General features: G+C 65.9%; 22 protein-coding genes, 1 tRNA gene and 1 riboswitch. Of the genes, 9 read left to right on the top strand and 14 right to left on the bottom strand.

Annotated elements, in window-relative coordinates; all coding sequences use genetic code 11:
- Positions 1-43 precede the first annotated feature (43 nt).
- The 3 genes from ACYX4S_RS10895 to ACYX4S_RS10885 all read right to left on the bottom strand — a co-directional run bounded on the left by ACYX4S_RS10895 (position 44) and on the right by ACYX4S_RS10885 (position 3,347).
- A complete protein-coding gene (locus ACYX4S_RS10895) occupies positions 44-757 on the bottom strand; it encodes an alanyl-tRNA editing protein (RefSeq protein ID WP_476360178.1) in 714 nt (237 codons plus the stop codon).
- An 84-nt stretch (positions 758-841) separates the two neighbouring features.
- Positions 842-2,305: a cardiolipin synthase gene (gene cls, locus ACYX4S_RS10890; protein ID WP_476360177.1), complete on the bottom strand. Its 1,464-nt coding sequence runs from the start codon at positions 2,303-2,305 to the stop codon at positions 842-844.
- 4 nt (positions 2,306-2,309) lie between these two features.
- The gene (locus ACYX4S_RS10885) at positions 2,310-3,347 is read right to left on the bottom strand and encodes a cysteine synthase A (protein WP_476360176.1); all 1,038 of its coding nucleotides are present in this window, start codon (positions 3,345-3,347) and stop codon (positions 2,310-2,312) included.
- A gap of 440 nt (positions 3,348-3,787) precedes the next feature.
- Here ACYX4S_RS10885 and ACYX4S_RS10880 point away from each other — a divergent pair, with 440 nt between their 5' ends.
- Both ACYX4S_RS10880 and ACYX4S_RS10875 read left to right on the top strand, forming a co-directional pair.
- Positions 3,788-4,435, top strand: a complete 648-nt coding sequence (locus ACYX4S_RS10880; protein WP_422068450.1) for a ChrR family anti-sigma-E factor — start codon at positions 3,788-3,790, stop codon at positions 4,433-4,435.
- Positions 4,436-4,512: 77 nt separating this feature from the next.
- On the top strand, positions 4,513-5,328 hold the full coding sequence (locus ACYX4S_RS10875; protein WP_476360175.1) for an SDR family NAD(P)-dependent oxidoreductase: 816 nt from the start codon (positions 4,513-4,515) through the stop codon (positions 5,326-5,328).
- 42 nt (positions 5,329-5,370) lie between these two features.
- Here the strand turns inward: ACYX4S_RS10875 and ACYX4S_RS10870 are convergent, their stop codons facing one another.
- The 10 genes from ACYX4S_RS10870 to ACYX4S_RS10825 form a co-directional block, all read right to left on the bottom strand.
- Entirely contained in the window at positions 5,371-6,696 is a 1,326-nt protein-coding gene (locus ACYX4S_RS10870; protein WP_476360174.1) for an MFS transporter, read from the bottom strand.
- A 61-nt stretch (positions 6,697-6,757) separates the two neighbouring features.
- Positions 6,758-7,993 (bottom strand): class I SAM-dependent methyltransferase, encoded by a 1,236-nt coding sequence (locus tag ACYX4S_RS10865; protein ID WP_476360173.1) that lies wholly within the window; start codon positions 7,991-7,993, stop codon positions 6,758-6,760.
- Between the two features lie 84 nt (positions 7,994-8,077).
- Positions 8,078-8,905, bottom strand: coding sequence for a DUF1365 domain-containing protein (locus ACYX4S_RS10860; protein WP_476362856.1), 828 nt, complete (start codon positions 8,903-8,905; stop codon positions 8,078-8,080).
- Positions 8,906-8,972: 67 nt separating this feature from the next.
- The gene (locus ACYX4S_RS10855) at positions 8,973-10,277 is read right to left on the bottom strand and encodes an NAD(P)/FAD-dependent oxidoreductase (RefSeq protein WP_422068454.1); all 1,305 of its coding nucleotides are present in this window, start codon (positions 10,275-10,277) and stop codon (positions 8,973-8,975) included.
- 16 nt (positions 10,278-10,293) lie between these two features.
- On the bottom strand, positions 10,294-11,766 hold the full coding sequence (locus tag ACYX4S_RS10850) for a cryptochrome/photolyase family protein (RefSeq protein ID WP_476360172.1): 1,473 nt from the start codon (positions 11,764-11,766) through the stop codon (positions 10,294-10,296).
- 279 nt (positions 11,767-12,045) lie between these two features.
- Entirely contained in the window at positions 12,046-12,729 is a 684-nt protein-coding gene (locus ACYX4S_RS10845; RefSeq protein ID WP_476360171.1) for a hypothetical protein, read from the bottom strand.
- 434 nt (positions 12,730-13,163) lie between these two features.
- On the bottom strand, positions 13,164-13,976 hold the full coding sequence (locus ACYX4S_RS10840; RefSeq protein ID WP_476360170.1) for a molybdate ABC transporter substrate-binding protein: 813 nt from the start codon (positions 13,974-13,976) through the stop codon (positions 13,164-13,166).
- 86 nt (positions 13,977-14,062) lie between these two features.
- Positions 14,063-14,899 carry an ABC transporter substrate-binding protein gene (locus tag ACYX4S_RS10835; protein ID WP_476360169.1) on the bottom strand — a complete coding sequence of 279 codons (837 nt, stop codon included), beginning with the start codon at positions 14,897-14,899 and terminating at the stop codon, positions 14,063-14,065.
- Complete coding sequence (locus ACYX4S_RS10830) at positions 14,899-15,714, bottom strand: ATP-binding cassette domain-containing protein (protein ID WP_476360168.1); 816 nt, start codon at positions 15,712-15,714, stop codon at positions 14,899-14,901. Before ACYX4S_RS10830 ends, ACYX4S_RS10835 begins: the two co-directional genes overlap by 1 nt.
- A complete protein-coding gene (locus tag ACYX4S_RS10825; RefSeq protein WP_476360167.1) occupies positions 15,707-16,414 on the bottom strand; it encodes an ABC transporter permease in 708 nt (235 codons plus the stop codon). Before ACYX4S_RS10825 ends, ACYX4S_RS10830 begins: the two co-directional genes overlap by 8 nt.
- Positions 16,415-16,815: 401 nt before the next feature.
- Here ACYX4S_RS10825 and ACYX4S_RS10820 point away from each other — a divergent pair, with 401 nt between their 5' ends.
- Entirely contained in the window at positions 16,816-17,700 is an 885-nt protein-coding gene (locus tag ACYX4S_RS10820; protein ID WP_476360166.1) for a VOC family protein, read from the top strand.
- Between the two features lie 151 nt (positions 17,701-17,851).
- On the opposite strand, the gene ACYX4S_RS10815 is transcribed toward ACYX4S_RS10820, so the two are convergent.
- Positions 17,852-17,926, bottom strand: a tRNA-Asn gene (locus tag ACYX4S_RS10815).
- Positions 17,927-18,114: 188 nt separating this feature from the next.
- A riboswitch (cobalamin riboswitch) is annotated at positions 18,115-18,351 on the top strand.
- Between the two features lie 159 nt (positions 18,352-18,510).
- Here ACYX4S_RS10815 and cobU point away from each other — a divergent pair.
- The 6 genes from cobU to ACYX4S_RS10785 all read left to right on the top strand — a co-directional run bounded on the left by cobU (position 18,511) and on the right by ACYX4S_RS10785 (position 26,393).
- The gene (gene cobU / locus ACYX4S_RS10810; RefSeq protein ID WP_476360165.1) at positions 18,511-19,053 is read left to right on the top strand and encodes a bifunctional adenosylcobinamide kinase/adenosylcobinamide-phosphate guanylyltransferase; all 543 of its coding nucleotides are present in this window, start codon (positions 18,511-18,513) and stop codon (positions 19,051-19,053) included.
- Positions 19,050-20,141: a cobalamin biosynthesis protein CobW gene (gene cobW / locus ACYX4S_RS10805; RefSeq protein ID WP_476360164.1), complete on the top strand. Its 1,092-nt coding sequence runs from the start codon at positions 19,050-19,052 to the stop codon at positions 20,139-20,141. Before cobU ends, cobW begins: the two co-directional genes overlap by 4 nt.
- A 64-nt stretch (positions 20,142-20,205) precedes the next feature.
- Entirely contained in the window at positions 20,206-23,949 is a 3,744-nt protein-coding gene (cobN, locus tag ACYX4S_RS10800; RefSeq protein ID WP_476360163.1) for a cobaltochelatase subunit CobN, read from the top strand.
- Positions 23,946-24,578 (top strand): cob(I)yrinic acid a,c-diamide adenosyltransferase, encoded by a 633-nt coding sequence (cobO, locus tag ACYX4S_RS10795; RefSeq protein ID WP_293721047.1) that lies wholly within the window; start codon positions 23,946-23,948, stop codon positions 24,576-24,578. The genes cobN and cobO overlap by 4 nt, the downstream gene beginning before the upstream one ends.
- 43 nt (positions 24,579-24,621) lie before the next feature.
- Positions 24,622-24,921: a YrhK family protein gene (locus tag ACYX4S_RS10790; protein ID WP_293721048.1), complete on the top strand. Its 300-nt coding sequence runs from the start codon at positions 24,622-24,624 to the stop codon at positions 24,919-24,921.
- A gap of 26 nt (positions 24,922-24,947) precedes the next feature.
- A complete protein-coding gene (locus tag ACYX4S_RS10785) occupies positions 24,948-26,393 on the top strand; it encodes a cobyric acid synthase (protein ID WP_476362855.1) in 1,446 nt (481 codons plus the stop codon).
- Positions 26,394-26,397: the final 4 nt, after the last annotated feature.

The raw sequence follows: 26,397 nt of genomic DNA, 5'->3' as shown, positions 1-26,397 counted from the left end.
AACGCTCCTGAAAACGGAGAGGCGAAAGAGAGCGGGCGGGAATTCAGTCGGCGAGGCTGATGCGGACGCGGCGGTTCTGACGCCCCTTCTTCTCGACCTTGGTGACGGCGACCTGGCCGATCTCGGAGGTCCGGCTCACATGGGTGCCGCCGCAGGGCTGCAGGTCCACGTCACCGATGCGCACGAGACGGACATGCCCCGAGCCCATGGGCGGCTTGACGCTCATGGTCTTCACCATCTCGGGCTTGGCGAGAAGCTCCTCGTCGGTGATCCACTCGGTCGAGACGCCGTGGTCGGCGGCCGCGATCTCGTTGAGGCGGCTGGCGATCTCTTCCTTTTCCATCGGCATCTCGGGCAGGTCGAAGTCGAGACGACCGTCGCCTTCACCGATCTGGCCGCCAGTGACCGGATAGGGCAGGACGACGGACAGCAGGTGCAGCGCGGTGTGCACGCGCATCAGCTTGTAACGACGCTCCCAGTCCAGATGCAGCACGACCTTGTCGCCGGCGGCGGGAAGCTCCTGCCCCTCGGCGGGAACGTGAACGATCTCGGACTTGGTCTCGCCGTAGACGGTGGTGGCGATGTCGATGCGGCGGCCGTCGGACAGTTCGAAGTGACCGGTGTCGCCCGGCTGTCCACCGCCCGTGGCGTAGAAGATCGTCCGGTCGAGCAGTACGCCTCCGCGATCGTTCACGCCGGTCACCGTGGCCTCGCATGTGCGCAGGTAGGCATCGTCGCGGAAGAGCAGGTCAGTCATCGGGCGGTCCTTGTTGATTCCTCGAAGGGCGCCCAGCCTATCCGATCGCGTCCGGCAATCAACACGCCGCAAGCGGTCCCGCGATCACAGGATCGGGGAGAACAGCCGGGCCGCCTGCGCGACGAAACGGAAGGCGAAGGCCCGGTTGTCGAGATCTTCCGTCGAGGTGGGAACGGCATTGGCGAAATCCTCCTCCAGCATGGAGGAGACGCGCTCGATCATCCGCTCGTGCGTGAACCACAGCGTGACCTCGAAGTTGATGCGGAAGGAGCGCGCGTCGAAGTTCACCGTGCCCACGCTGGCAAGCGTGTCGTCGACCAGAACCACCTTCTGGTGCAGGAAGCCGGCCCGGTAGCGGTAGATCTTGATCCCGTGCGCGACCATGTCGTCGGCGTGGGCGTAGCTGGCGAGCCAGACGAGCCGGTGGTCGGCCTTCTCGGGAAGCAGGATGCGCACGTCCACGCCGCGCATGGCGGCGGCCAGAAGCGCGGTCTGCATCGCCTGCTCGGGGACGAAGTAGGGACTGACGATCCAGAGCCGCTTGCGCGCCCGCGCGATCACCTCGGAAAAGGCGACGGAGCAGTCCTCCAGCGTGTCGGCGGGACCCGTCGGCATGACCAGGACGGGTTCGTCGCCGGGCTTTTCGACCTTGCGCGGGAAGTAGAGGTGCAGCGGCGTGCCGGTGGCCCAGTGCCAGTCCTCGGAGAAGGACAGCGCGCAGGCGACCGCCGCCGGGCCGTTGATGCGCACATGTGTGTCGCGCCAGTGGCCGAATTCCTTCGAAAGGCCGAGATATTCGTCGCCCACGTTGTGACCGCCGACCCATGCTTCCCTGGCGTCGACGACCACGATCTTGCGGTGGTTGCGATAGTTGAGCCGCATCGGCCCCGTGACGCGCAGCCACTTGTGCCGCTCGTTGAAGCCCGCGACCCTGACGCCCGCCTCGCGCAGCCGGGCCACATAGCGATGCGAGAGGCTCTTGCTGCCGACGTCGTCGTAGAGCACATGCACGCCGACGCCCGCCTTCGCCCGTTCGATCAGCGCGTCGGCCAGCCGCGTGCCGATGCCGTCGTCGCGCAGGATGAAGAACTGGACGAGGACTTCCTTTTCGGCTCTGGCGATGCCGGCGAGGATGGAGTCGAAGGTCTCCGTGCCGTCCACCAGAAGGTCGACCTCGTTGCCCGACAGGAACGGGATCTGCGCGATATGGGTCAGCACCGGCCAGCTCGTGCTGGTGCGCGCGTCGGAGACATGCATTTCCTCGGCGCGCGCGGCACGGGTCGCCCGGCCCGCGTAGGAGCGGACCTCGGCGTAGTCCTCGAACCGCTTCCAGCCGAAGACCAGATACAGGAAGGCGGTGGGGAAGGGCAGGAAGAGAAGCGACAGCAGCCAGGCGATGGAGCCCTGCGCCGTGCGCGAGTACATCACCTCGCGTACGGCACAGACGGCCGCCAGCGTGTAGAACGCCAGCGTGAAGGCCGCGATGATCGGCAGGTTCGCGACGAGGGCCTCGGCAAGGCCGACGTCGTGGGCGACGGTTGTCTCCAAAGGGTCAGGCGTCCTCGAACGGAGCCTGGATCTTGCTTTCGCGTTCGATCCAGGCGGGAACCGGGAGTCCCTTTTCGCGCAGGAAGGACGGATTGAAAAGCTTTGATTGATAACGGGTGCCGTAGTCGCACAGGACGGTCACGATGGTGTGTCCGGGACCAAGCTCCTTCGCCATGCGGATCGCGCCGGCGACATTGATGCCCGACGAACCGCCCAGGCACAGGCCCTCGTGTTCCAGCAGGTCGAAGACGATGCCGACGGCTTCCGCGTCCGGAACCTGGAAGGGCATGTCCACGGGCGCGCCTTCCAGATTGGCCGTGATCCGGCCCTGGCCGATCCCTTCGGTGATCGAGGAGCCCTCGGACTTCAGCTCGCCATGGGCGTAGTAGTTGTAGAGCGCGGCGCCCATGGGGTCGGCCAGGCCGATCTTGATTTCCGGGTTGCGCTCCTTGAGCGCCATGCCGACGCCGGCGAGCGTGCCACCCGAACCGACCGCGCAGATGAAGCCGTCCACCTTGCCGCCGGTCTGCTCGAAAATCTCCGGCCCGGTCGTCTCGATGTGGGCGCGCCGGTTGGCCACATTGTCGAACTGGTTGGCCCAGATCGCGCCGTTGGGCTCGCTTTCCGCGAGCTGCCGGGCCAGGCGGCCGGACAGTTTCACGTAGTTGTTGGGATTCTTGTAGGGAGCCGCGGGAACCTCGACGAGCTCGGCGCCGGCAAGCCGCAGCATGTCCTTCTTTTCCTGGCTCTGGGTCTCGGGAATGACGATCACGGAGCGATAGCCGAGCGCGCTGCCGACGAGCGCCAGGCCGATTCCGGTGTTTCCGGCGGTGCCTTCCACGATCACGCCACCGGGTTTCAGCGTGCCGCGCTCGACTGCGTCCTTGATGATGTAGAGCGCGGCACGGTCCTTGACGGACTGTCCCGGGTTCATGAACTCGGCCTTGCCGAGGATCTCGCAGCCGGTCATCTCGGAGGCGCGGTTGAGGCGGATGAGCGGCGTCGAGCCGATTGCCTCGATAACGGAATTCCTGATGGTCATGGGTCTTTCGGTTCCGGCGAGAAGGGGCATTTCGAAACGGGAGGCCGTTTTCGCCCAGTGTCAGTTGCGCAAAGCGTATGTCCCGAGGACCGTCATCGGCAAGGAGCGGGTCACCAAATCCGGTGCGCCCGGCGAAAATCGTTCTCTCGCGTCGCGGTTCGGCGAAAAAAGACCGACAGGCCCCGGTGGCGCGACATTGTTCGAAATTGCCATGTCAGGGCTGATCCAGACGCGGATGCGCCGCGTAGCAGCCTGTAGAAAGCTTCCGATGCGCGAGCAGGTGAAGCGGACAGGGTGCGGGACAAAAGGCTGTCCCCGGCGTGGCCGGCTCGACCTGCCACACATTTTGTCGTAAGCGGAGAGCGCCGTATGCGGTTTCCGCGATGGCATGCCGTGGCCGCCAAGCCGGGGAGCGCGCACAGCGCAAGGTGACGATGGGAATGGACGAAAGAAAGCAGCACTTCGACTCGCTGCTGGCGGCTTATGTCGCCGGTACGCTGGCCGAACCGGCGCGACTGCTGGTGCGCTCGCATCTGGACCTGTCTCCCGACAACCGGGAATTCGTTCGCGACCTTGAAAGCGCGGGCGGGCGGATGCTGGAGGAAATCGACCCGCTTCCGGTTGCCGACCGCGATGCGATGCTCGCGGCCATCATGGCGCTGCCGGCCGACCCCGTCGATGCGGATGCGCCGCGCGCGCCGCGCAAGACCCGTCTGCCGGTGCCGCTTTACGACTACCTTGGCAAGGATTTCAACGAGCTTCCCTGGAAGACGCGCCTGCCCGGGCTGCGTGAATGCCGGATCGGCGAGGAAGACGGCTGCGTTGCCAGCCTGTTGTGGATCCGCGCCGGCATGGCCATGCCGACCCACACCCACCATGGCACCGAGCTGACTCTGGTGCTGGAGGGGGGCTTCAGCGACATGGACGGCCATTTCGTGCGCGGTGACGTGACCTATGCGGACGACGACGTCGACCACCGTCCCGTCGCGGACGAGGGCGAGGACTGCATCTGTTTCGTCGTCACCGAGGGAAGCCTTCGCCTGACCGGCCCGGTCGGGCGCTTCTTCGCTCCCTTCCTGCGCGGCTGAGACGCGTCGCGCGGGCACGGAATACCGGAGCCGGTCCGCAGGCTTCCGGTTTTTCAGCCACGACCTGGAGGATGCCCATGAGCGCAGGTGGAAACGCGCGCGAGGCGGTGCGCCCCGAGGAAGGGATTGCCTGGATCACCGGAGCGAGTTCGGGTATCGGCGCAGCCCTTGCCGAAACGCTCGCACGTGACGGCTGGCGGGTTGCCGCCACGGCGCGATCCGCCGAAGCGCTTGCCGATCTGGAAGCCCGCTCCGCCGCATGGGCGGGAGACATTCGCGCGTTTTCCGGCGATGTCACCGATCCTGTCGAGATGACCCGCATCGTCCGCTGCATCGAGATGGATTATGGGCCGCTGGTCATGGCTGTCCTCAATGCCGGCGTCTATCTGCCGGTTGACGGAACGGCGCCGCGCCACGAGGACTTCCATGCCTCGATCGACGTGAACCTGAAAGGGACGGTGAACACGATGTTGCCGGCAATGGAGGCGATGCGCCTGCGCCGGCGCGGACAGATCGCCATTGTCGCCTCGGTCGCCGGTTATCGGGGCCTGCCGACCTCCGCGGCCTACGGCGCGACGAAGGCCGGCCTCATCAACCTTGCCGAGGCGATGAAGTTCGATCTCGACCGGCTGGGGATTGCCATTCAGGTGATCTCGCCCGGCTTCGTCGACACCCCGGCGACCAGGGACAATCCCTTTCCCATGCCGGATCTGATGCCGGTCGAGGACGCAGCCGCCGCGCTTGCCGCCGGTCTGAAGCGTCCCGAGCGTTTCGAGATCAGCTTTCCCAGGAGTTTCACACGCAAATTGAAGCTTCTGCGCCTTTTTCCCTACAGGCTCTATTTTCCGCTGGTGGCACGCGCGACCGGCTGGTCCGGCAAGGGCTCCGGCTGACCGGGGCGGCCCCGTGAGCGAGACGGGCCCAAATCCCTGGTATCACGCCTGCCGATCCGCGATATCTGCGACCAGCCTGTCATGCGCCGCCTTGTCGAGAGGGAAGCGCCACATCAGGGCGATCGCGACGAGCTTCAGTGCAACGGGCAGCAGGGAATAAAGAACGACCAGCACTCCGAGGCCGTCCTCTCCGGTTCCCTCCGCCTCGAAGCCCGCGAGATCGAGCAGCGGAAACGCAAGCCCGACCGCGAGCGCCAGTGCCAGCTTTGTCGCGAGCCCCCAAAGCGCGAAATAGAGTCCCGAGCGGCGGGTTCCGGTCTCGAGCCGGTCGACGTCTATGACATCCGCCTGAATGGCGGCGGGAAGGGTGAGGTCGGCGCCAAGTGCGAGCCCGGTGAGGACGCAGATCGCGGCAAAGGCCGCAAGGTCGCCGGGGCCGATCAGCGGCACCAGGACGAAGACCATGCAGGCGCCGAGCATCGCGATCGACCAGGCGCGGTGCTTGCCTGTCTTCCTGGCAACGGCGAGCCAAAGCGGAACACCGGCAATGCCGCACAGGAAGTAGAGGAAAAGCAGCGGACCCTGAAGGTCGGGTCGCTCGAGCACTCTTGCGACGAAGAACAGGAAAAGCGTCGCCGGGAGCCCGTTCGCGAAACCGTTGATGATGAAGGCGGCGAGCAGACGCAGGAAGGGCCGGTTGCGCAGGAGTGGCCCCAGTCCCTCGCGCAGGCCCAGCATCACTTCCGCGCCGGGAGACGGTTCGGGAAGGCGAAGCACCGCCAGAAGCGCGAGCAGAGGCAGGGAAATGCCGATGCCGGCCGCGAGAAACGCGAGCGCGCCGCGCTGGTCGACCGCTCCAAGGGCGTCCGCCACGGCCGGAACGCTGACCGCCACGAGGGTTCCAAGAAGAACCATTCCCTCGCGGACGCCGGCCACGCGACTGCGTTCGTGATAATCGTCGGCGAGTTCCGCGCCCCAGGCCGAATAGGGGATGATCGTGGCCGTGTAGCCGAGCGAGAGCGCCAGTCCCCATCCCAGCAGGTAGAGCGGTCCGGCGTCGGCGGGCGGCGTCAGGATCATCCAGGCCGCAAGGGCCGCGGGCACGGCACCCAGCAGGAACCATCCCCGGCGCCGACCGGGAGGAAGCGCGATCCTGTCGCACAGGATGCCGGCGAGCGGGTCGGACAGCGCATCGGCAAGGCGCACGGCGAGCAGGATTGTGCCCACCTGGGCAAGCGGCAGGCCGATCACACCGGCATAGAAGCTCGGCAGGATCACGTAGAGCGGCAGGGTAAGCGCGGCGAGCGGCAGCGCTGGCGCGCCGTAGACCAGCAGCGCCAGGCGGGGCAGCTTCGTGGCGGTGCACACGCCGCCTGCCCCTGGTGCGGACGGTCTCATGCGCGAGGAAAGGCCGGTTGCGCCCGAGGCATCAGGCCCGCGCACCCTTCACATAGACCATCTGCCGCACGTCGATGTTGCCGGAGCGGAATCCCGCCTCGCAATAGTGGAAGTAAAACTCCCAAAGACGCTTGAAGCGCTCATCGAACCCAAGAGGACGGATGCGTGGCCACGCGGACCAGAACCGGTGCCGCCATGCCTCGAGGGTGCGCGCGTAGTCGAGGCCGAAGATCTTCTGCCCGCCGAGTTGAAGACCCATGCGTTCGCCGAGTTCGGCAAGGGCACTGGGTGGTGGCAGCATGCCGCCGGGGAACACGTGACGCTGGATGAAGTCCGGTGTGCGCCGGTAATCGTCGAACAGGTCATCCTGAATGGTGATGATCTGCAGGCCCGCGCGGCCACCCGCCTTGAGGCAGTCCGCGACCTTGCGGAAGTAGGTCTGCCAGTATTTCTCGCCCACCGCCTCGAACATCTCGATGGAGGCGATGCGATCGTACTGGTTCGCCTCGTCGCGGTAGTCCTGCAGACGCACCTCGACGCGCTCGGACAGGCCGTTCTCCTGCATCCGCCGCGAGGTGAAGTCGAACTGTTCCCGCGAGATGGTCAGCGCCGTCACCCTCGCGCCGATCTCGCCGGCGACATATTCGGCGAAACCGCCCCAGCCGCACCCGATCTCCAGCACGTGGTGATCTGGATTGATGCCGGTTTCCTCGGCAAGGGACGCGTATTTCCGGCGCTGGGCCTGCTCAAGGTCGTTGATGCCGCCCTCGAACAGCGCGGAGGAATAGGTCATCGAGGGATCGAGCCACTCGCTGTAGAAGGCGTTGCCCAGATCGTAGTGCGCCGAGATGTTGCGCCGCGAGCCCTTGCGCGTGTTGCGGTTCAGCCAGTGGCGCAGGCGCGTCATCATGCGGAAGACGGGGCTGCCGCGCAGCAGGTCGAAGGTCGCGTCGCGGTTGCGGCAGAACAGCTCCAGGAAGGTGGTGACATCCGGGCTGGACCACTCGTTCGCCATGTAGGATTCCGCGACGCCGACATCCGCTCCGTTCAAAAGGCGCTTGATGAAGCTCCAGGTGTGGATCTTCACCTCGGCATTCGGGCCGGGCTCGGCGCCGGTGACGACGAAGCGGCGGCCCTCGGGGGTCTCGATGACCAGGGAGCCGATGCGAAGCTGCAGCGCCACGCGCAGGCCCAGGCGGGCGAGGCGGGGCAGTCCGGCAAGTTCGTGGCGGACATTCTCAGGAGTAAGCGCAACGGCGGTCGACATGGGCAATCCTCGTCTTCACGCAAGAAATATGGCGGCATGTTGGGAAGGCAACGGGCGTTCGGCGCGCGGATCCGCGCGTGGCGTTCACCCCTTCTGGGCCGCGTGACCGGCCTGCGCCGGCGCGGACGAGGAGGGGCGGTCGTGCCGCCTCGAGGGAGAATGGAAAGGTGCGCCCTTCAACCACAGCTTGAGTGCCTCCCAGTGGATGCCGACGATAACTTTGAGTGTCATGAACGGAATTTTCAAGCTGAGACCAAGCAACTGGGCCGTTCGGACCTCTCGCCGGGTGCCTGCGAAGGTTGCGGAAAGCAACGGCCCCTCGGAATCCGTTTCCAGAATGCGCACCCGCACCGCTTCGCCCGGTGGCAACACCCGGAAGCGGTAGGTCTGGTCCATGTCGATGAAGGGCGAGACGTAAAACGCCTTGGCGCGCTCCTGCCGCACCCCCTCGGGTCCGATGTCCTTCACGCCGACCGGAGCGACATAGGTGTGGAGGTCGCCGAAGGTGTTGCGAACCTCGTAGACCAGCGCCACCAGGCGGTCCGCCGCGTCATAGGCGAAATAGACCGAAAGCGGATTGAAGACGTAGCCGAGCACGCGCGGATAGCAGAGCAGCAGCACCCGTGCGGGAGGTTCGCTCAGGCCCGCCTCGCAAAGCAGCCTGTCTACGTGATCGCGAAGGCTGGAGCCGTCGCGCGGCCCGTGGTCACGCTGCCAAAACGACACCAGATTGGCGCGTTCGACCGAGAACAGCGGCGATTGGCGTCCGGCCTCTTGCAGCCGGTCCAGATCGATCAGCAGCGAAAACACGCGGTAGGTGAACCGATGGCCGAACGGCTTCAGGCGCTGGTGCATGACCAGACCGGGGTAGAGGCACGCCGCGGACACGGGAGCCCTGCCGTTCGCCTCCATGGTCGTCGGGGCATGTCTGGCCGTCACGCTGTCCCTCCCGGTCGCCGGAGCGGAGCAATGGTTCGGGTCATTCGGCGGCTTCCGCCGGACGGGCCCGGCCCGAGGCGTCCACCCGCCAGGGGATGTCCGCGCCAAGCGCCTCGGCCACATCGAGACCGGCCTTGAGCCCGTCCTCGTGGAAGCCGTAGCCACACCAAGCGCCACAGTACCAAATATGGTTCTGCCCCTGGATCTGGTCCAGTGCGCGCTGCGCGGCGAGGGCGGCGCGGTCGAACTGCGGATGGTCGTAGCGGAAGGTCGCGAAGGTCTTGTCCTCGCTTGGGCGCTCGGCCGGATTGAGGCTCACGAACACGGGCTTGTCCTTCGGAAGGTTCTGCAGCCGGTTCATCCAGTAGGTGACCGCGACATCACGGGATGCGGCTTCGGGCGCGCTGGACGCCATGTAGTTCCACGAGGCCCACACCCGCTCGCGCCTGGGCATCAGCGCCCTGTCGCAATGGAGGTACACATCGTTCGGGCGGTAGCGGATCGCGCCCAGGATGTTGCGCTCCTCGGGCGATGCGTCCTCCAGCATGGCCAGCGTCTGGTCGGTATGGGCCGCGATGACCACCTTGTCGAACACGTCCTCGTGTCCGCTTGCATCCACCACATGGACCTGTCCGGCCGAGCGCCAGACACGCTTCACGCCGGCGGCGAGGCGAAGACCGGCCCCCAGGGGTTGCACCAGACGCTCCACATAGCGCCGCGAGCCACCCGACACCGTGCGCCAGACGGGACGGTCGGTGTGGACGAGCCGGTGGTTTTCGAAGAAGGCGATCAGCGTTTCGGCCGGGAACCGAAGCATTTCCTCCGGCGGGGTCGACCAGATCGCCGCGCCCATGGGCAGGAGATAGTTGCGCGCGAAGGTTTGCGAGAACCGGCGGTGCTCAAGATAGTCGCCGAGCGACAGGCCGGCGAGACGTCCCGCATGGCGGTCGGCCAAGCACTCGCGGTTGAACCTCAGGATCTCGCGCAGCATCCACAAAAAGCGTGGCGAGAGGAGGTTTCGCCGCTGGCCGAAGATCGTCGCCAGGTTGTCGCCGGACCACTCGCAGCGCCCCTGGTCGAGCGAGAAGGCAAAGCTCATGTCGCTTGCCTCGGTCGCGACGCCGAGATGCTCCAGGAGGGCCGTGAAGTTGGGGTAATTCAGCTCGTTGTAGACGATGAAGCCCGTGTCGACGGACAACGGCGTGCCGCCGTGGTCGATGTCGACCGTCGCGCTATGGCCGCCCGCACGCCCGCGCTTTTCATAGAGGGTGACGTCGAAGCGCTCGCTCAGGGCCCACGCGGCGCTGTTTCCGGCGATGCCGGAGCCGATCACGGCAATCCGCATTTCTTCTTCCTTCTTTTCAGGCGCCGGACTTGGTGTGCTCGAAAGCCTCGAGCGCACGTTCGCGAGCCGACCGGTGGTCGATAATTGGACGGGGATAGGTGTGGCCGAGGCGCACGCCCGCATCGTTCAGAACGTCTGACGGGGCCTCATGCGGCTTGAAAAGCCACTTGTCGGGAAGGTTGGCCAGTTCGGGGACCCAGCGGCGCGTGTAGTCGCCGTCCGGGTCGAACTTCTCGCCCTGGCTCTGCGGATTGAAGATGCGGAAATAGGGGGCCGCATCGGCGCCCGATCCCGCGACCCACTGCCAGCTTGCCGGGTTGTTGGCCGGATCGGCATCCACCAGCGTGTCCCAGAACCAGGCCTCGCCCTCGCGCCAGTCCACGAGCAGGTGCTTGACCAGGAACGAAGCGACGACCATGCGAACCCGGTTGTGGATGTACCCCGTGTGCCAGAGCTCGCGCATTCCCGCATCCACCAGGGGGTAACCCGTCCGCCCCCTGGTCCAGGCGCGGAAACCCTGCGGATTGTCGGCCCATGGAAATTCGTCGAAGCGGGACTGGAAGTTCTCCGTCACGATCTCGGGAAAGTGAAACAGCAGGTGGTAGGAGAACTCGCGCCAGCCGAGTTCGGCGTGAAACTTCGACAGGGCCTTCTCGTCGATCCCGGATCCGTCCTGCCCGGCGCGCGCCTTTGCCTCATGCCAGATGCGTCTGGGGGAGATTTCCCCGAACCGCAGATGCGGGGACAGGCGCGATGTCACTTCCGCCGCGGGCTCGTCGCGATGGGCGGCATACCCTGCAAGCCCGTCCTCGAGAAAGCCGGAAAGCCTGGACAGCGCTCCTTCCTCGCCGGGCGTCCATGTGTCGCGCAGCCCGCCCGCCCAGTCCGGTTTCACGGGCAGGAGCTGCCAGTCGGCGAGGTCGTCGCTATCTGGCGTTTCGCAATCGGGCAGCGCGTCGCTCGGCATCTTCAGGTCGCGCGGGCGGGCCGGCTCGCCCCGTGACTGCATGGCGCGATGGAAAGGCGAAAAAACGCGGAAAGGGTCGCCGGCCTTGGTCTGCACTTCCCAGGGTTCCACGAGCAGCGAACCGTTGAAGCTCTCGACCCTGAGGCTCGCGTCCCTCAGGGTCTTCTTCAGAGCCTTGTCGGTCGCAATGCCCGAAGGGTCGTAGCGCCGGTTCCAGACGATCGCACCCGCGCTTGCTTCCGCCGCCAGGCGGGGAATCTCGTCGAGCGCCTTTCCCCGGCGCAGGATCAGGGGAATACCAAGAGCCGAAAGCTTTTCCGCAAGGGCCTCGAGGGAGTGGTGCAGCCACCAGCGCGCGGCGCCACCGGGTGCCCTTGCACGGTCGGTGTCTTCATCCAGCAGGAAAAGGCCGATGACCGGCATCCCGTCGGAAAGCGCCGCGGCAAGAGCCGGATTGTCATCGGTGCGCAGGTCGTCGCGAAACCAGACGAGAACGGGAGCAGGGGATGCGTTGGAATCCATGAGGGCGATTATCCGGCGTTCGGGACGTTGCTTTCCCGTTCTTACGGACTTTGGCCGTTGATGGATTGGCGCTTTTCACGATTTTCCCGGCTTGCCCGGGATTGACGTGCTTTCGGGGAAGCGACCCCGCCGTCGCATGGGGGTTGGGGGGCTGCGACGGCGGGCGCATGACCCGGGCTGGGCTGAGGGTGGAACACCCGGGTCTGACGGTACGGACGGTCCGCGACGGACGCGGCACATGTGCAAGCCTGTGCGTGGTCAGGTGAACCTTGCGCGCTGTCAGGCGCGGAAGGGTTCGGTGATCCAGTTCCAGGCGACCATCACGCTGTCCGCCGCTGCGGTCATGCTGGCGACGATCTTCATCCAGATCATCTGACCGAAGGCGGCGACCTTCATCATTGCCGAAGGTTCCTCGATCGGCTTCTGTTCGATGAACTCGATCTCGGTCTGCTGTGCGGGATCGTTGACCACACGGCGCGTGACGACGAGACGGGCATCCGGCGCGACGCGGGACTGGTCGGTCTTTGCAACCGTCGTTGCGGGGTTCTCCGGGTCCTCCAGCGCACGCACGGCAATCGCACGTCCGTCGGGCAGGAGGTGGGTCTCGTTGCGCGAAACCTCGCTGTCGTAGATCACCTCGCCATAGTCGTCGATCAACTCGACCCACACGGTCTTGCGACCGTCGCGTTCGACCTCGCCGACCCAAATGGCATAGGATCCGGCCTCGTCGCTGTCGCCGAACCGGGGCGTGCCGAGCGTCACGGCCAGCCTGTCTTCGGGCAGGACGAAGGTTTCGCGGTCGCCCTTGCCCGCCAGCATGTCACCGGCGGCGGCAATCTGCGTTTCCCCGGACTGCATGGCGCCGGCGGCATGGGTCGCCGAGGCGAGCGGGCCGAGGATCATTCCCGATGCAAGGCTCACCGCGAGAGCGATGCGCGGTGCGGTCAAAGCGATGTCAAACATTCGTGCCTCCCGGGCTTGGCATCGCGGATGTCTGCGCGTCCGTCGCTGCCGGAATGTCACTGGTTAAGATTTGGTGTCCATCTCCCAAATAGTCCACCAGTCTTGAGAAGGATGCTCCCTCAATCGTCCTGATGAAACTGTAACCGGGATCACAAATGGACACGCTTCCTTGAAACGTTTCGTTAGGAAAAGGGTTCCCGGGTGACGTAACGTCGTGAAATGCCGGGGATTTCAAACGGGGCGAGAATGCGGCGAAGAGGGGGCAAAAAAGCGAGTCGGGGCCGTTCACGTTTGCGTGATCAAGTCGTGAGATTTGTTGCTTGTTGCCGGAATGTCGCGGTTTCGTGGTGTCGGGGTCACAATCGCGACCGGCGATTGGAATTCGCAGCCCCCTTGGGATCCCCTAAGGCACGCCGTGGCCGGCTGTTCCGGTATCAGTTCGTCACGCCGGGCGCGTCGAAGCCGTATTTCGCCAGAATGGCCTGGCCTTCGGGCGACAGGATGTACATTGCCAGCGTCCAGGCGTTCCGGGAGGCGCCCTGCATCACCGTCAGTCCATAGTCGGCGCCGACCGACAGGCCGTCCGGAAGCTGTACGATGGCGAGACCGGGGACCTCGTTGCGTGCGAGAAGCGCGTTGGTGCAATAGGTCAGGAACACGTCGGCCTTGCCGCTTTCCATCACCCAGCCGTAGGTGTTGCGCCCCTCGGGGGCCTTCTCGCTGTCCTGCCCGCCGGTGAGTTGCAGGGCCTTGGCCTTGAGCTTCGCCGTTGCGCCGGGGACGAGGGCCTCCGACTTGTCGAAGACCTGAAACGCGTAGTCGCCGGAGGGGTCGGCTTTCGGCGTGGATGTGCCCACGCGGATGTTCTCGTCGAGCATCACCCGAAGCAGCGTGTCGGTGTCGACGTCGATATCCGGCTGTGCCAGCGCACAAAGGCGATTTCGGGCAAAGAGCACGACGGGGGCGGCCTTGCCGGCCTTCGCAAGTGTCTTGGGGTGCTTCATGTTGGCCGAGGCATAGACCTCCGCCGCCTCGCCCTGTTCGATCCGCTCGCGCAGCAGGCCCGAGGGGCCGAAGGTGCGCTCGACCTGGAGATCTTGCGCGGCCTCGAACGTGTCGGCGACTTCGCCCATCGCCGCCTTGAGGCTGCCGGCCGCGTGAAGCTTGACGCCCGGTTCGGCCATGGCTTCGGAAACCCCGATGGTTGTCGCGACGAGCAGGGCCGCGGTCGCAAGGTGCTTGAACATTCGACGGTCTCCCGTAGCAGGCATCTTCCGGACGCGCAAAGTGGAGCCGGCGTGCCGGGCACGCCGGCTCCGTGACGTTGAGGGGATCAGCTCCCGCCCTTCTCGGCGTTGGGGAAGAAGAGCTGCTGGCCGTCGACCTTGTAGTCGGCGATCACGCCCTGGCCTTCGTCGGAGATGACCCAGTCGACGAACTTCTGGCCGAGCTCGGCCTTCACGTTCGGGTGCTTCTCCTTGTTCACCAGGATGATGCCGTACTGGTTGAACATCTTGGGGTCGCCCTCGACGGCGATCTTGTAGTCGCCCTTGTTGCCGAAGGAGATCCAGGTCGCGCGGTCGGTCATGATGTAGGCGCCCATGCCGGTGCCGGTGTTGAGCGTCGCGCCCATGCCCGAACCGGTCTCGCGGTACCAGTCGCCGGAGGCGGCCGACACGTCCACGCCGGCATCCTTCCACAGGCGCAGTTCGGCCTTGTGCGTGCCGCTGTCGTCACCTCGCGAGGCGAAGGGGGCCTTTGCCTCTGCGATCGTCTTGAGCGCCGCCGCGACGTCGCTGGACCCGGCGACACCGGCGGGATCGTTGGCGGGACCCACGATGACGAAGTCGTTGTACATCACGTCGTGACGCTTCACGCCGTCACCTGCGGCCACGAACTTTTCCTCCGCGGGCTTGGCGTGCACGAAGAGCACGTCACCGTCGCCGTTGGCGGCGTTCTTGATGGCCTGGCCCGTGCCCACGGCCACGACGCGAACCTCGATGCCGGTCTTGTCGGTGAACTTCGGCAGCATGAAGTCGAACAGGCCGGAGTTCTGTGTCGAAGTGGTGGACTGGACGATGATGAAGTCATCCGCGGCCTGAGCCGGGCCGGCAAGGCCGAGCGCGACGAGACCGGTGGCGGCAAGCGAAAGGAAATGGCGTCTCAGCATCAGCTTTCTCCCTCGTGTCGAATTGGTTCTGTTGTTTCGGTGCCGAGGAACAGGCGTCCCTCGAGCCATGCCCGCGCGGCTTCGCTGCGCGGGGTTTCAAGCACGCGGGATGCCGGTCCGGTTTCGGTGACACGGCCCGCGTGCAGGAAAACGATGTCGTCGGCCAGGCGTTTCGCCTGACCCAGGTCATGGGTGACCATGACGATGGTGACGCCGCGCGCGTGGGCGGCGAGAACGAGGTCCTCGATGGCGTGGGTGGAGGCGGGGTCGAGGCTTGCGGTGGGCTCGTCCAGAAACAGAAGATCGGGATCGCAGGAAAGCGCGCGCACCAGTGCAAGGCGCTGTTGTTCTCCACCGGAGAGGAGGCGGGCGGGTTGCCGCGCCTGCGTTTCAAGGCGCGCCTGGGCCAGGGCCTCGCGAACGCGGGCCGCCTTTGCCGTGCCCTTCAGTCCGCGCACGGCCAGAGCGAAATCGAGATTGGCGGCCACCGACCGGCGCAGCAGGACCGCACGCTGGAAGACCATCGCCTGCGCCTTGCGGGCCGACCGGTCGAGCGGTCCGCCTTTCCAGAGGATTTCGCCATCGGCCGGTCTCAGAAGACCGTGCAGCAGGCGCAGAAGAAGGCTCTTTCCGGCGCCGTTGGCTCCCATGATCAGCGTGCGTCGCCCGGGCCGGATGGCCAGGTCGACGTTGTCCACGAGACGGCGTCCGTTTGCTGTCCAGCACAGGTTGCGCGCCTCGAGGATCGGGGCGACGGGATCGCCTTCGGTGACGGTCGGAGCTGTCTCGAGCCGGCGCAGTGTTGCCTCAGGCATAGGCGGACCTCGCTGCCGAGGCGCGCAGGCCCATGACGGCGGCATTGACCACCAGCGCGATTGCCAGCAGCACGACGCCGAGCGCCAGCGCGAGCTCGAGATTTCCCTTGGAGGTTTCGAGCGCGATGGTGGTCGTCATGACGCGGGTGACGTGGTTGATGTTGCCGCCGACGATGATGACCGCGCCAACCTCGGCGACCGCGCGGCCGAACCCGGCCAGCGCGACGGTCAGAAGGGCGTATCGCCCGTCCCACAACAGGGCGGCGATGCGAGATGCGGGGCCGACGCCGAGCGAGGCGAACTGCTCCCGGTACTCCCGGTCGAGGTCTTCGACCACCTGACGGGTCAGGGCGGCGACGATCGGTGTGACGAGGATGGTCTGCGCGATGACCATCGCGGTGGGGGTGTAGAGAAGCCGCAAGGGCCCCAGCGGGCCGGCGGCGGACAGCGTGAGATAGACGACCAGACCGACCACGACCGGCGGCAGTCCCATGAGCGCATTGAGCACGACGGTTGCCGTTGTTCGTCCGGGAAACGCGAAGGCCCCCACGCAGGCGCCGAGAGGCAGGCCGATCACGCAGGAAATGACGACCGCGCTCAGCGTCACGCGCAGCGACAGGCCGATGATCTCCAGGAGATCGGCGTCACCGGACAGGATAAGCCCGACTGCTTCCGCAAGGACGGACGAGAAGCTTTCCATATGCGCGTTTTCTCCCTCTCATGGGAAGAGATACATTATTTCGCACATATATCCATGTCACGTGACGTCTTTGCATCGCGTTTTTTACGCGGCGCGGCATTGAAAACCCGTTTTTCGCCAATGAACGACAGGTCATCCACGGATTTTCGAAATGCTCAGAATAAAAAAGCATAAAATGACACAAAAAGCAGGAGGGCCAATCCTTGGCAGGCCTTGATGTGTTCATGCGGTCACATGAAGCGATTGCGGCAGGTTTATCGTTCATGAAATGGAGACAATAAGCTCACGATTTACGCGATTGTCTTTGCGTCGGGGCGCTACCAGATTGAGGGCACATTCAGCGGCATCCGGTGTTGCGTGATCGCAATGACCGTCCGGCCGCGCGTGCACAGGAGCAGGAAATGTCAGTATCCAGCGAGCCGAAAAACGCTGCCGCCTTCAACATGGATGCGGTGCCCATGCGCGTCGGGCGCGTCGGCCTGAGGGTGCGGGACCTGTCCGCGACGGCGCGTTTCTATCGCGACGTGATCGGCCTGCAGGAACTGGAGCGTGTGGCGGGGCGTGTCGTTCTCGGTGCCGGTGCGGTGCCTCTGGTGGAGCTGGACGAGCGACCGGATCTCGCGCCAGTCAGCGCCCGCGAGGCCGGGCTCTTCCATACGGCGTTCCTGCTGCCGACGCGCGGCGATCTGGGGCGCTGGCTTTCTCACGCGGCCGGTCTCGGTGCGCGCATCGAAGGGGCGTCGGATCACATCGTGAGCGAGGCGGTCTATCTCAGCGACCCGGAAGGGAACGGCATCGAGGTCTATGCGGATCGTCCGGAGGCCGACTGGCGCACGCCGGACGGCACGGTGACCATGTCCACCGATCCGATGGACGTGGAGGGCGTGCTTGCCGCGGGCGAGGGGGCGGTCTGGCAGGGAATGCCGGAGGGCGGGCGTGTCGGGCACGTTCATCTCCGCGTCGGCGAGACCGGGGTGTCCGAGGGGTTCTACCGCGACGTGCTCGGCTTCGACATCAGTGCCCACTATCCGGGCGCAAGCTTCTTCGGATCCGGAGGATACCATCACCAGCTTGCCGGGAACGTGTGGGGCAGTCGTGGCGCGGGTGCGCGCGATCCGAACCGCGCCGGCCTGGACTTCGTGGAAATTCTTGCCAGGGATCCCGGGCATGTGTCGAGCGTGCGGGAGCGGGCCGGGGACGCCGGAGTGGCGTTGAACGAGGCCGGACAAGGCGGCGTCTCGCTTGCCGATCCGTGGGGAACACGGATTCATCTTCGTGCCGCCTAGGGGGCTGCCCCATAGAAGAGGCGTGTCCGGCGTGAAAGCGTCGAGGCCATCGGTCATCGTTCGCCTGCGGGAGTGCTCGCGGGCGGCGTGACTCGTCGTTCCGCGCTGATTGGCGGCTGTACGTTTGCGATGTGGGGGAGAAAGAGGGCAGTGGCTCCCCGGGCCGGATTCGAACCAGCGACCAAGCGGTTAACAGCCGCTTGCTCTACCACTGAGCTACCGGGGATCACTGTCGCGGCGCTCTTGAGCACCGCGTCGGTGGGAGGCGTATAGCAAACGCCGTGCGGATTTGCCAAGCCTTTTGTCGTCATGTTTTCCACAGAAGCGAAAAAATCGCGCCGGGCGGCGGCGGCGATTTGGTGCTGGTCAGGGGCTTCCAGGTCCCGGATCCGCTTGTTGTGTGGCGTTTGCCGGGCTAAGAATGAGGTCCGGTCCTTTCCGACGGACGAAGTCCGAGGGAGAGGGGAAAGTCGGAATACGGTGGGGGACGACCCAATTCGGGGTCCCGAATCCGTAGCTGCCCCCGCAACTGTGAGCGGCGAGCCTTCCTGCAGAGACCACTGGACGCTCCAACGCGGTTGGGCGCCCGGGAAGGGCAGGGCAAGGCGGCGACCCGCGAGCCAGGAGACGAGCCGGATGACACGCGGCGGAAATGAGCGCCGCGTCCCGAAACGTCACAGCCGTCGGGTGGACGGCAGGAGGCTCACATGACGCGTTTCCACGCGCTTCCTCATCATACCTTTTCCGTGATTCCACGGTCCGCCGAACAGGCTTCGTGTCATCCCGCGCACTGCCGCCGGGCCTGATACCGTGCGCTGCCGAAGCGTTCTGGTGACCGGAGGAGCCCGTTCGGGCAAGAGCTCCCACGCGGAGGCGTTGGTCTCCGCCAGCGGACTTGCACGCGTCTATCTCGCGACCTCCGTCGCCGAGGACGGCGAGATGCGCGCGCGTGTCGCCCGTCATGTGGAGGCCCGTGGGCTGGGGTGGGAGACGATCGAGGAACCCCTCGATATCGCCGGCGCGATCACGACCCGAAGCGCGCCCGGAACGGCCGTTCTCGTCGATTGCCTGACGCTTTGGCTCTCGAACCTGATGTTCCGCGATGCCGATCTTCCGGCCGAGACGGACCGCCTGGCGGCGGCGCTTCAAGCCGCTGGCGGGCCCGTGGTTCTGGTGACCAACGAGGTCGGCTCCGGCATCGTGCCCGACAATGCGCTTGCCCGCCGTTTCCGCGACGAGCAGGGGCGCCTCAATCGCAAGATCGCGGCGAGTGTGGAGGCGGTGGTTCTCGTCGCCTGCGGCTTGCCGCTCGTTCTCAAGCCGAATTCCCTCCAACCGGAGATTACCCTATGAGCACGCCTGCAAGCGGCAAGATCCCGGCCACGATCATCACCGGCTTCCTGGGGGCCGGAAAGACGACTCTTCTCTCCAACCTCCTGCGGGACGCGAAGGGCAAGCGCATCGCGCTCATCGTCAACGAGTTCGGCGACATGGGCTTCGACGGCTCGCTGGTGGACGGTTGCGCCGATCCCGATTGCGCGGCGGACGACGTGGTGGAACTGACCAACGGCTGCATCTGCTGCACGGTCGCCGACGACTTCCTGCCGACGATGGAAATGCTCGTCTCGCGCGACGAGGCGCCCGATCACATCGTGATCGAGACGTCCGGTCTTGCGCTGCCGCAGCCCCTGGTCAGGGCCTTTTCCTGGCCCAGCGTCAAGACACGCGTCACCGTCGATGCCGTTGTGACGGTGGTCGATGCGGCGGCCGTCGCCGAAGGGCGGGTGGTCGCGGACGAGGCCGCCCTTGCCGCTCAGCGCGCGGCCGACGAGGCGCTCGATCACGAAAGCCCGGTGGAAGAGCTTTTCGAGGACCAGCTCGTCTGCGCCGATCTCGTCGTGCTCAACAAAGCCGATCTCGTGGATGCGGACGCGCTCGCCCGCGTCCGCGAAACCGTCTCGGCGCGGGTGCGGCCGGCGGTCGAGATCGTCGCGGCGGAAAAGGGGTATCTTGCCGGCGATGTGCTGCTCGGGCGTTTCAGTGCCTCGGAGGAGGACATGACGGGCCGGGAAAGCCACCACGAAAGCCATCATCATCACGATGATCACGACCATGACGATCACGATCATGACCACCATCACCACGACCACGATCATGACGAGTTCGAGAGCCATGTGGTGACCTTGCCGGCCTTTGCCTCCCTGAAGGAACTCGAACAGCGCGTTGCCGCTGCGATGGCCATGCCCGGGGTGCTGCGCATCAAGGGAGCGGTGGAGATTGCGGGCAAGGCCGCTCCGGCAATGGTGCAGGCGGTCGGGCCACGCGTGGAGGCATGGTTTGCAAAGGATGCCCGCGCGCCGGGCCGGGTGGTTGTGATCGGTCTCGCCGGCTTCGACCCCATCCGCATCGAGGGGCTTCTGGCCCGCTCCGAAGCAGCCTGAGACCGGTCCTTCTCGGACGGAAACACCCGGGACCGTGCCACGTTCCCGGGGAACGGGAGACGACATGCACATTCTCGCCGGCAGAAGCGGACGCATCGACCAGGGGGAGGAGGCCGTCGATCTCGGCCAGTCGCCGGCGGATGTCATCGTGCTCTCGGCCGCCGATACGGAACTGGCGTCTCTGAACGCCGTTGCCGGCGCGTTGGGCGAGGAAGGGCCGCAACTGCGGCTCGCCAATCTCATGGCGTTGTCCCATCCCTATTCCGTCGATCTTTACGCCGACAACACCGCCTCGGGCGCGCGGCTCGTCATCCTGCGGCTGCTGGGTGGCGCCGAATACTGGCCGTATGGGGTGGAGCGGCTGACGGAACTTGCGCGTGGCGAAGGCATCGGGCTTGCGGTCATGCCCGGAGATGACCGCTGGGACGAGACGCTTGCCAGCCGCTCGACCCTGCCGCTCGAAACGGTCGAACGGCTCTGGCGGTACATGGCCGAGGGCGGCGCGGAGAACCTGGCGAACCTGCTGCGTCAGTGCCGGCATCTGCTCGATGGGACGCCGGAGGCCGACCCGCCCCGGCCGCTTCCACGCGCCGGGCTCCACCTGCCCGGTTCGATGCACGCGAGTCTCGCCGATCTCAAGAAAACCTGGGACGATCCGCAGGCGCCGGTGGCCGCGCTCGTGTTCTATCGTGCGCTGGTCCAGTCGGCGGCCACCGAGCCGGTCGAGGCGCTGACGGAGGCGCTTCGGGAGCGGGGTATCAACCCACTTCCGGTTTTCGTGGCCTCTCTGAAGGACGCGGAGTCGGCGTCCGTCCTTGCCTCGCTCTTCGGGGAGGCGCGCCCGTCGGTTGTTCTCAACGCGACCGCCTTCGCCGTCGGCAGCGCGGGCCGGCTGCATGAAACCACGCCGCTGGACGCCCCCGGAGCGCCGGTGCTGCAGGTGGTCTTCTCGTCGTCTTCACAAGAAGGGTGGAGCGAGTCGGACCAGGGACTTTCGATCCGCGACCTCGCCATGCATGTGGTCATGCCGGAGGTGGATGGCCGTATCCTGACGCGGGCGGTCTCGTTCAAGGAGCAGGCTCCGCGTGACCCGCGCACCCAGTCCGCGACCATGCGCTTTGTGCCGAAGCCGGATCGGATCGCCTTCGTCGCGGAACAGGCGGCACGGCTGGCGCGACTGGCCCGCACGCCGGCGGGGGACCGGAAGCTGGCTCTGATCCTTGCCAACTATCCCAACAAGGACGGGCGCCTTGCCAATGGTGTCGGCCTGGATACGCCCGCCTCCTGCGCGGCGCTCATGCAGGCACTGGCCGGGGAAGGATATGCCGTCGAGGGCGCGCCGGTCGGGGCGGACGAGCTCATGGCGCGTATCAGCGAAGGGCCGACCAACGACCTTTCCGACCGGCGGGTGCGCCATGGCGGGGCAGTGCTCAAGCTGGACGCCTATCGGGCGGCCTTCGGGGCGTTGCCCGAGGCGGTCCGGATCGCCGTCACGGATCGCTGGGGCGCGCCGGAAGACGATCCGCATGTGGAGGAGGGCGGCTTTCGCTTGGCGGTCACAACCTATGGGAATGTGGTCGTCGGCATTCAGCCCGCGCGCGGATACAACATCGACCCGAAGGCCACCTATCACGATCCGGACCTTGTTCCCCCGCATCACTATTTCGCCTTCTACATCTGGCTGCGGGAACACTTTGGCGTTCACGCCGCGGTGCATCTGGGCAAGCATGGCAATCTGGAATGGCTTCCGGGCAAGGCGCTGGCGCTCTCGCAGGACTGCTTTCCCGAAGCCGTGCTCGGCGCGGTTCCGAACGTCTATCCCTTCATCGTGAACGATCCCGGCGAGGGGGCGCAGGCCAAGCGGCGAACCTCCGCCGTCATCGTCGACCATCTCACGCCGCCTCTGGCGCGTGCCGAGAGCCATGGCGTCGCCGCCGAGCTCGAGGTGCTGCTTGACGAGTTCTATCTGGCGCAGGGCGTCGATCCTCGCAGGCTGAAGACGCTGACTCGCGACATTCTCGAGACCGCGACCCGTCACGGACTGGACCGCGATATCGGGCTCGACGAGACGATGGACGAGGAGACCCGCCTTGCCCGGCTCGACGCGCATCTGTGCGACCTCAAGGAACTTCAGATCCGCGATGGCCTGCACATCCTCGGCGCGGCGCCCGAAGGAAGCCTCCTGACCGCGCTGCTGGTCGCGCTCGTGCGGGTGCCGCGTGGCGAGGGGGCTGGAAACGAGGGACTCACCCGCGCATTGTCCGCCGATCTGGGACTTGGCGATTTCGACCCGCTTGATTGCGACTTCGCATCCGAATGGACCGGTGCGCGACCGGAGCGGCTGTCGCGTGTCTCGGACATGCCCTGGCGCAGTGCGGGTGACACGGTGGAGCGGCTGGAGCTTCTGGCTCAAGAGATCGTCGCGGCGCGGCGTGTTCCCGTCGGGTTTGAGCGAACCAGGGCGGTGATCGACGAGATCGAGGCCCGGATCCGGCCGTCGGTGACCGGCTCGGGGGAGGCCGAGACACAAGCTGTTCTCTCCGCTCTTGCGGGGCGTTTTGTCCCGCCGGGCCCCAGTGGCGCGCCCACGCGCGGTCGCCCCGACGTATTGCCGACCGGGCGGAACTTCTATGCCGTGGATGTGCGGGCCGTGCCGACCGAAACCTCGTGGCGGATCGGAGCCGCCAGCGCGGCGCGGCTCGTCGAGCGTCATTTCCAGGAGGAGGGCGAGTATCCCGCCGCCCTTGTGCTCACCTGCTGGGGCACGGCGAACATGCGCACCGGTGGCGACGATGTGGCCCAGGCACTGGCGTTGATCGGTGCCCGGCCCAAATGGGAGCCGGGATCCGGGCGCGTCACCGGCTTCGATATTCTTTCCCTCTCCGATCTTGGCCGTCCCCGCATCGACGTGACCCTTCGGATTTCCGGGTTCTTCCGCGATGCGTTTCCGCATCAGATCGACCTGTTTCAGTCGGCGGTGGCTGCAATCGCGGCGCTTGATGAACCCGATGACGCCAACCCCCTTGCGGCGCGGGCACGAGAGGAAGCCAGCAGACTCGTCGGTGAGGGGCTTGCCGAGGAGGAAGCGGTACGGCGTGCGCGCTTCCGTGTGTTCGGCGCGCGGCCGGGGGCTTATGGCGCCGGGCTTCAGGCTCTGATCGACGAGGGGATCTGGGATCGGCGCTCCGACTTCGCCGATGCCTTTCTGGCCTGGGGCAGCTACGCCTATGGGGGCGGGGCTGCGGGCGAGGGTGCACGCGCGGCGCTGGAGACCAGGCTTTCGAATGTCGACGCGGTGCTTCACAATCAGGACAATCGCGAGCACGACCTGCTCGACAGCGACGACTATTACCAGTTCGAGGGAGGACTTGCCGCCACGGTCGAGACGCTCAAGGGAACGGCGCCAAGGGTCTGGCACAACGACCATTCCCGACCCGAGCGCCCGGTGATCCGAAGCCTCGGGGAGGAGATCGGCCGTGTGGTGCGCGGTCGCGCGGCAAATCCGAAGTGGATCGCGGGCGTCATGCGCCACGGCTACAAGGGAGCTTTCGAGATTGCGGCGACGGTGGACTACCTCTTTGCCTTCGCCGCGACGACAAACGCGGTCGGGGACCACCACTTCGACCAGCTTTACGATGCCTATCTGGACGATGCCGAGGTGAGGGACTTCCTCGCCAGGGCAAATCCGAAGGCGCTAGACGAGATCACGGCCCGCTTCCGCGAGGCCATCGAGCGGGGGCTGTGGCGCCCGCGCCGGAACGCGGTTCGCGCCGACCTCGAGATCCTGCAGGGAGAAACGACTTCATGAGCGACAAGAAGACGGAGATGAGCGAAGAGGAGCTCAACGCCCGCCACGCCGACAAGATGCGCAAGAAGAAGGCCGCCCGCGACAAGATCATGGCCACCAAGACGATCGAGAAGGGCCTTCTCATCGTTCACACCGGCAAGGGCAAGGGCAAGTCGACCGCCGGATTCGGCATGGTGTTCCGCTCGCTGGGGCATGGCCACAAGGTGGGCGTCGTGCAGTTTGTGAAGGGACGCATCGAAACCGGCGAACGCATGGCGCTCGACCGCTTCTCCGATCTCGTCACCATCAAGCGCATGGGTGAGGGCTTCACCTGGGAGACTCAGGACCGCCAGCGCGATATCGATGCGGCCCGCCAGGCCTGGGAAGCCGCCAAGGAGATGATCGTCTCGGGAGACTACCGGCTGATCCTGTGCGACGAACTCAACATCGTGCTGCGCTACGAGTACCTGCCCATCGAGGAAGTGGTGGAGTTCCTGAAGACCGAAAAGCCCGACGACGTGCATGTCGTCATCACCGGGCGCAACGCCAAGGACGAACTGATCGAGATTGCCGATCTCGTCACCGAGATGACCCAGATCAAGCATCCGTTCCGTTCCGGCGTGAAGCCGCAGGAAGGCATCGAGTTTTGATCGAGGTTCGGTGTATTCGGAGAGATGGACTGAGAGCATTGGCATGAAACCGTTCGATGCGCGGCTGCGGCGGGTTACCCCCTCGCATGAGGAACTGGTCCGCCGCTACGAGCTGTTTCGAACTGTGGTGGAGTTTCTGGCCGCGCTCACATTCATCATCGGGAGCGTCCTCTTTTTCTATGACAGCCTTCAGTATGCGGGAACGTGGCTGTTCGTGATCGGATCGATCCTTTTCGCCGTGCGTCCGAGCATTCGTCTGGCGCTTGAGCTGCATCTGGCCTCTCTTCCCGTGCCGGACGAGTTCCGTCCCTATGGCGCGCCGCGCGAGGAGGACGAGCTGTGACCGTGGCAGGACGCCCGCCGGCGCTGATGATCCAGGGGACCGGGTCCAACGTCGGCAAGAGCCTGATCGTTGCGGGCCTTTGCCGGCTATTTGCCAACCGCGAGATGGTCGTCAGGCCGTTCAAGCCCCAGAACATGTCGAACAACGCGGCCGTCACCGCCGACGGGGGCGAGATCGGCCGCGCTCAGGCGTTGCAGGCGATGGGCGCGCGCGTTCCGCTTTCGGTGCACATGAACCCGGTTCTGCTGAAGCCGGAGACGGACGTCGGTGCGCAGGTGATCGTTCAGGGCCGCCGCGCGGGGACCATGCGGGCGCGCGAGTACGGAAGCCGCAAGGCGGAACTCCTGCCGAAGGTCCTGGAGAGTTTCGCGATCACCGGGCGGGACGCCGATCTCGTTCTCGTGGAGGGAGCGGGCAGTCCCGCCGAGATCAACCTGCGTGCGGGTGACATTGCCAACATGGGCTTCGCCGAGGCGGCAGACATTCCGGTGGCCCTGTGCGGGGACATCGACCGGGGTGGCGTGATCGCGTCGCTGGTCGGCACGCACACGATTCTTCCCGAGAACGAGCGACGGCGAATACGGGCGTTTCTGGTCAACCGGTTTCGTGGGGATGTTTCCCTCTTCGACGAGGGGCTGCGGGAGATTTCGGCGCGCACCGGATGGCGGTCGCTTGGCGTCGTCCCGTGGTTCGACGCCGCGCGCCACCTTCCTGCCGAGGATGCGCTGGGCCTGGAGGATGGAAGGAGCGGCGGGGCGGTCAAGGTGGCGGTGCCGGTCATCAGCCGTATCGCGAATTTCGATGATCTCGATCCGCTGCGGATGGAAGCGGATGTGACGCTCGAACTCGTGCGTCCCGGCGAGCCGCTGCCGGGGGATGCGGATCTGGTCCTGCTGCCGGGAAGCAAATCGACGATCGGCGATCTGGCATTTTTCAGGGCGCAGGGTTGGGACATCGACCTTGCCGCACATGTCCGGCGTGGCGGCCGGGTGCTCGGCGTTTGCGGCGGCTACCAGATGCTTGGTCGCGTCATCGCCGACCCGGATGGTATCGAGGGACCGGCCGGCTCGGTGGAAGGGCTTGGGCTGCTGGACGTTGAGACCGTGCTGACGATGGACAAGAGGGTGGTCGAGGTTTCAGGCGCCCATGTCCGCAGCGGTGTGCCCCTCTCCGGCTACGAGATCCACGTGGGGCGCACGGTCGGCCCCGATTGCAAAAGCGCCTTTTCCGAAATCGCCGAGGGAACGGCCGCACGCCATCCGGACGGTGCGGTGTCCGCGAACGGCCGGATCATGGGCACCTATGTTCACGGGCTCTTCGCGCATGACGGTTTCCGGGCGGCCTTCCTGAAGGATCTCGGCGGGGCCAGCGGGCTTGCCTATGAAGCGGAGGTCGATGCAACGCTCGACCGGCTCGCGGCGCACCTTGAAGCGTCCCTGGACATCGACGCGATCCTGGCTGTTGCAGGCTGAGGCC

The organism is Stappia sp. ABD4_338, from assembly GCF_056312175.1.
Note: the sequence above shows the minus strand (reverse complement) of the source record. Positions and strands in the feature narration are given on the sequence as shown.

What these genes read in the sequence shown, in the direction of transcription:
- ACYX4S_RS10895 (WP_476360178.1), bottom strand. Translation starts at nt 757, where the DNA reads ATGACTGACCTGCTCTTCCGCGACGATGCCTACCTGCGCACATGCGAG.
- ACYX4S_RS10885 (WP_476360176.1), bottom strand. Translation starts at nt 3,347, where the DNA reads ATGACCATCAGGAATTCCGTTATCGAGGCAATCGGCTCGACGCCGCTC.
- ACYX4S_RS10880 (WP_422068450.1), top strand. Translation starts at nt 3,788, where the DNA reads ATGGACGAAAGAAAGCAGCACTTCGACTCGCTGCTGGCGGCTTATGTC.
- ACYX4S_RS10875 (WP_476360175.1), top strand. Translation starts at nt 4,513, where the DNA reads ATGAGCGCAGGTGGAAACGCGCGCGAGGCGGTGCGCCCCGAGGAAGGG.
- ACYX4S_RS10865 (WP_476360173.1), bottom strand. Translation starts at nt 7,993, where the DNA reads ATGTCGACCGCCGTTGCGCTTACTCCTGAGAATGTCCGCCACGAACTT.
- ACYX4S_RS10860 (WP_476362856.1), bottom strand. Translation starts at nt 8,905, where the DNA reads ATGGAGGCGAACGGCAGGGCTCCCGTGTCCGCGGCGTGCCTCTACCCC.
- ACYX4S_RS10855 (WP_422068454.1), bottom strand. Translation starts at nt 10,277, where the DNA reads ATGCGGATTGCCGTGATCGGCTCCGGCATCGCCGGAAACAGCGCCGCG.
- ACYX4S_RS10850 (WP_476360172.1), bottom strand. Translation starts at nt 11,766, where the DNA reads ATGGATTCCAACGCATCCCCTGCTCCCGTTCTCGTCTGGTTTCGCGAC.
- ACYX4S_RS10845 (WP_476360171.1), bottom strand. Translation starts at nt 12,729, where the DNA reads ATGTTTGACATCGCTTTGACCGCACCGCGCATCGCTCTCGCGGTGAGC.
- ACYX4S_RS10840 (WP_476360170.1), bottom strand. Translation starts at nt 13,976, where the DNA reads ATGTTCAAGCACCTTGCGACCGCGGCCCTGCTCGTCGCGACAACCATC.
- ACYX4S_RS10835 (WP_476360169.1), bottom strand. Translation starts at nt 14,899, where the DNA reads ATGCTGAGACGCCATTTCCTTTCGCTTGCCGCCACCGGTCTCGTCGCG.
- ACYX4S_RS10830 (WP_476360168.1), bottom strand. Translation starts at nt 15,714, where the DNA reads ATGCCTGAGGCAACACTGCGCCGGCTCGAGACAGCTCCGACCGTCACC.
- ACYX4S_RS10825 (WP_476360167.1), bottom strand. Translation starts at nt 16,414, where the DNA reads ATGGAAAGCTTCTCGTCCGTCCTTGCGGAAGCAGTCGGGCTTATCCTG.
- ACYX4S_RS10820 (WP_476360166.1), top strand. Translation starts at nt 16,816, where the DNA reads ATGTCAGTATCCAGCGAGCCGAAAAACGCTGCCGCCTTCAACATGGAT.
- cobW (WP_476360164.1), top strand. Translation starts at nt 19,050, where the DNA reads ATGAGCACGCCTGCAAGCGGCAAGATCCCGGCCACGATCATCACCGGC.
- cobN (WP_476360163.1), top strand. Translation starts at nt 20,206, where the DNA reads ATGCACATTCTCGCCGGCAGAAGCGGACGCATCGACCAGGGGGAGGAG.
- cobO (WP_293721047.1), top strand. Translation starts at nt 23,946, where the DNA reads ATGAGCGACAAGAAGACGGAGATGAGCGAAGAGGAGCTCAACGCCCGC.
- ACYX4S_RS10790 (WP_293721048.1), top strand. Translation starts at nt 24,622, where the DNA reads ATGAAACCGTTCGATGCGCGGCTGCGGCGGGTTACCCCCTCGCATGAG.
- ACYX4S_RS10785 (WP_476362855.1), top strand. Translation starts at nt 24,948, where the DNA reads ATGATCCAGGGGACCGGGTCCAACGTCGGCAAGAGCCTGATCGTTGCG.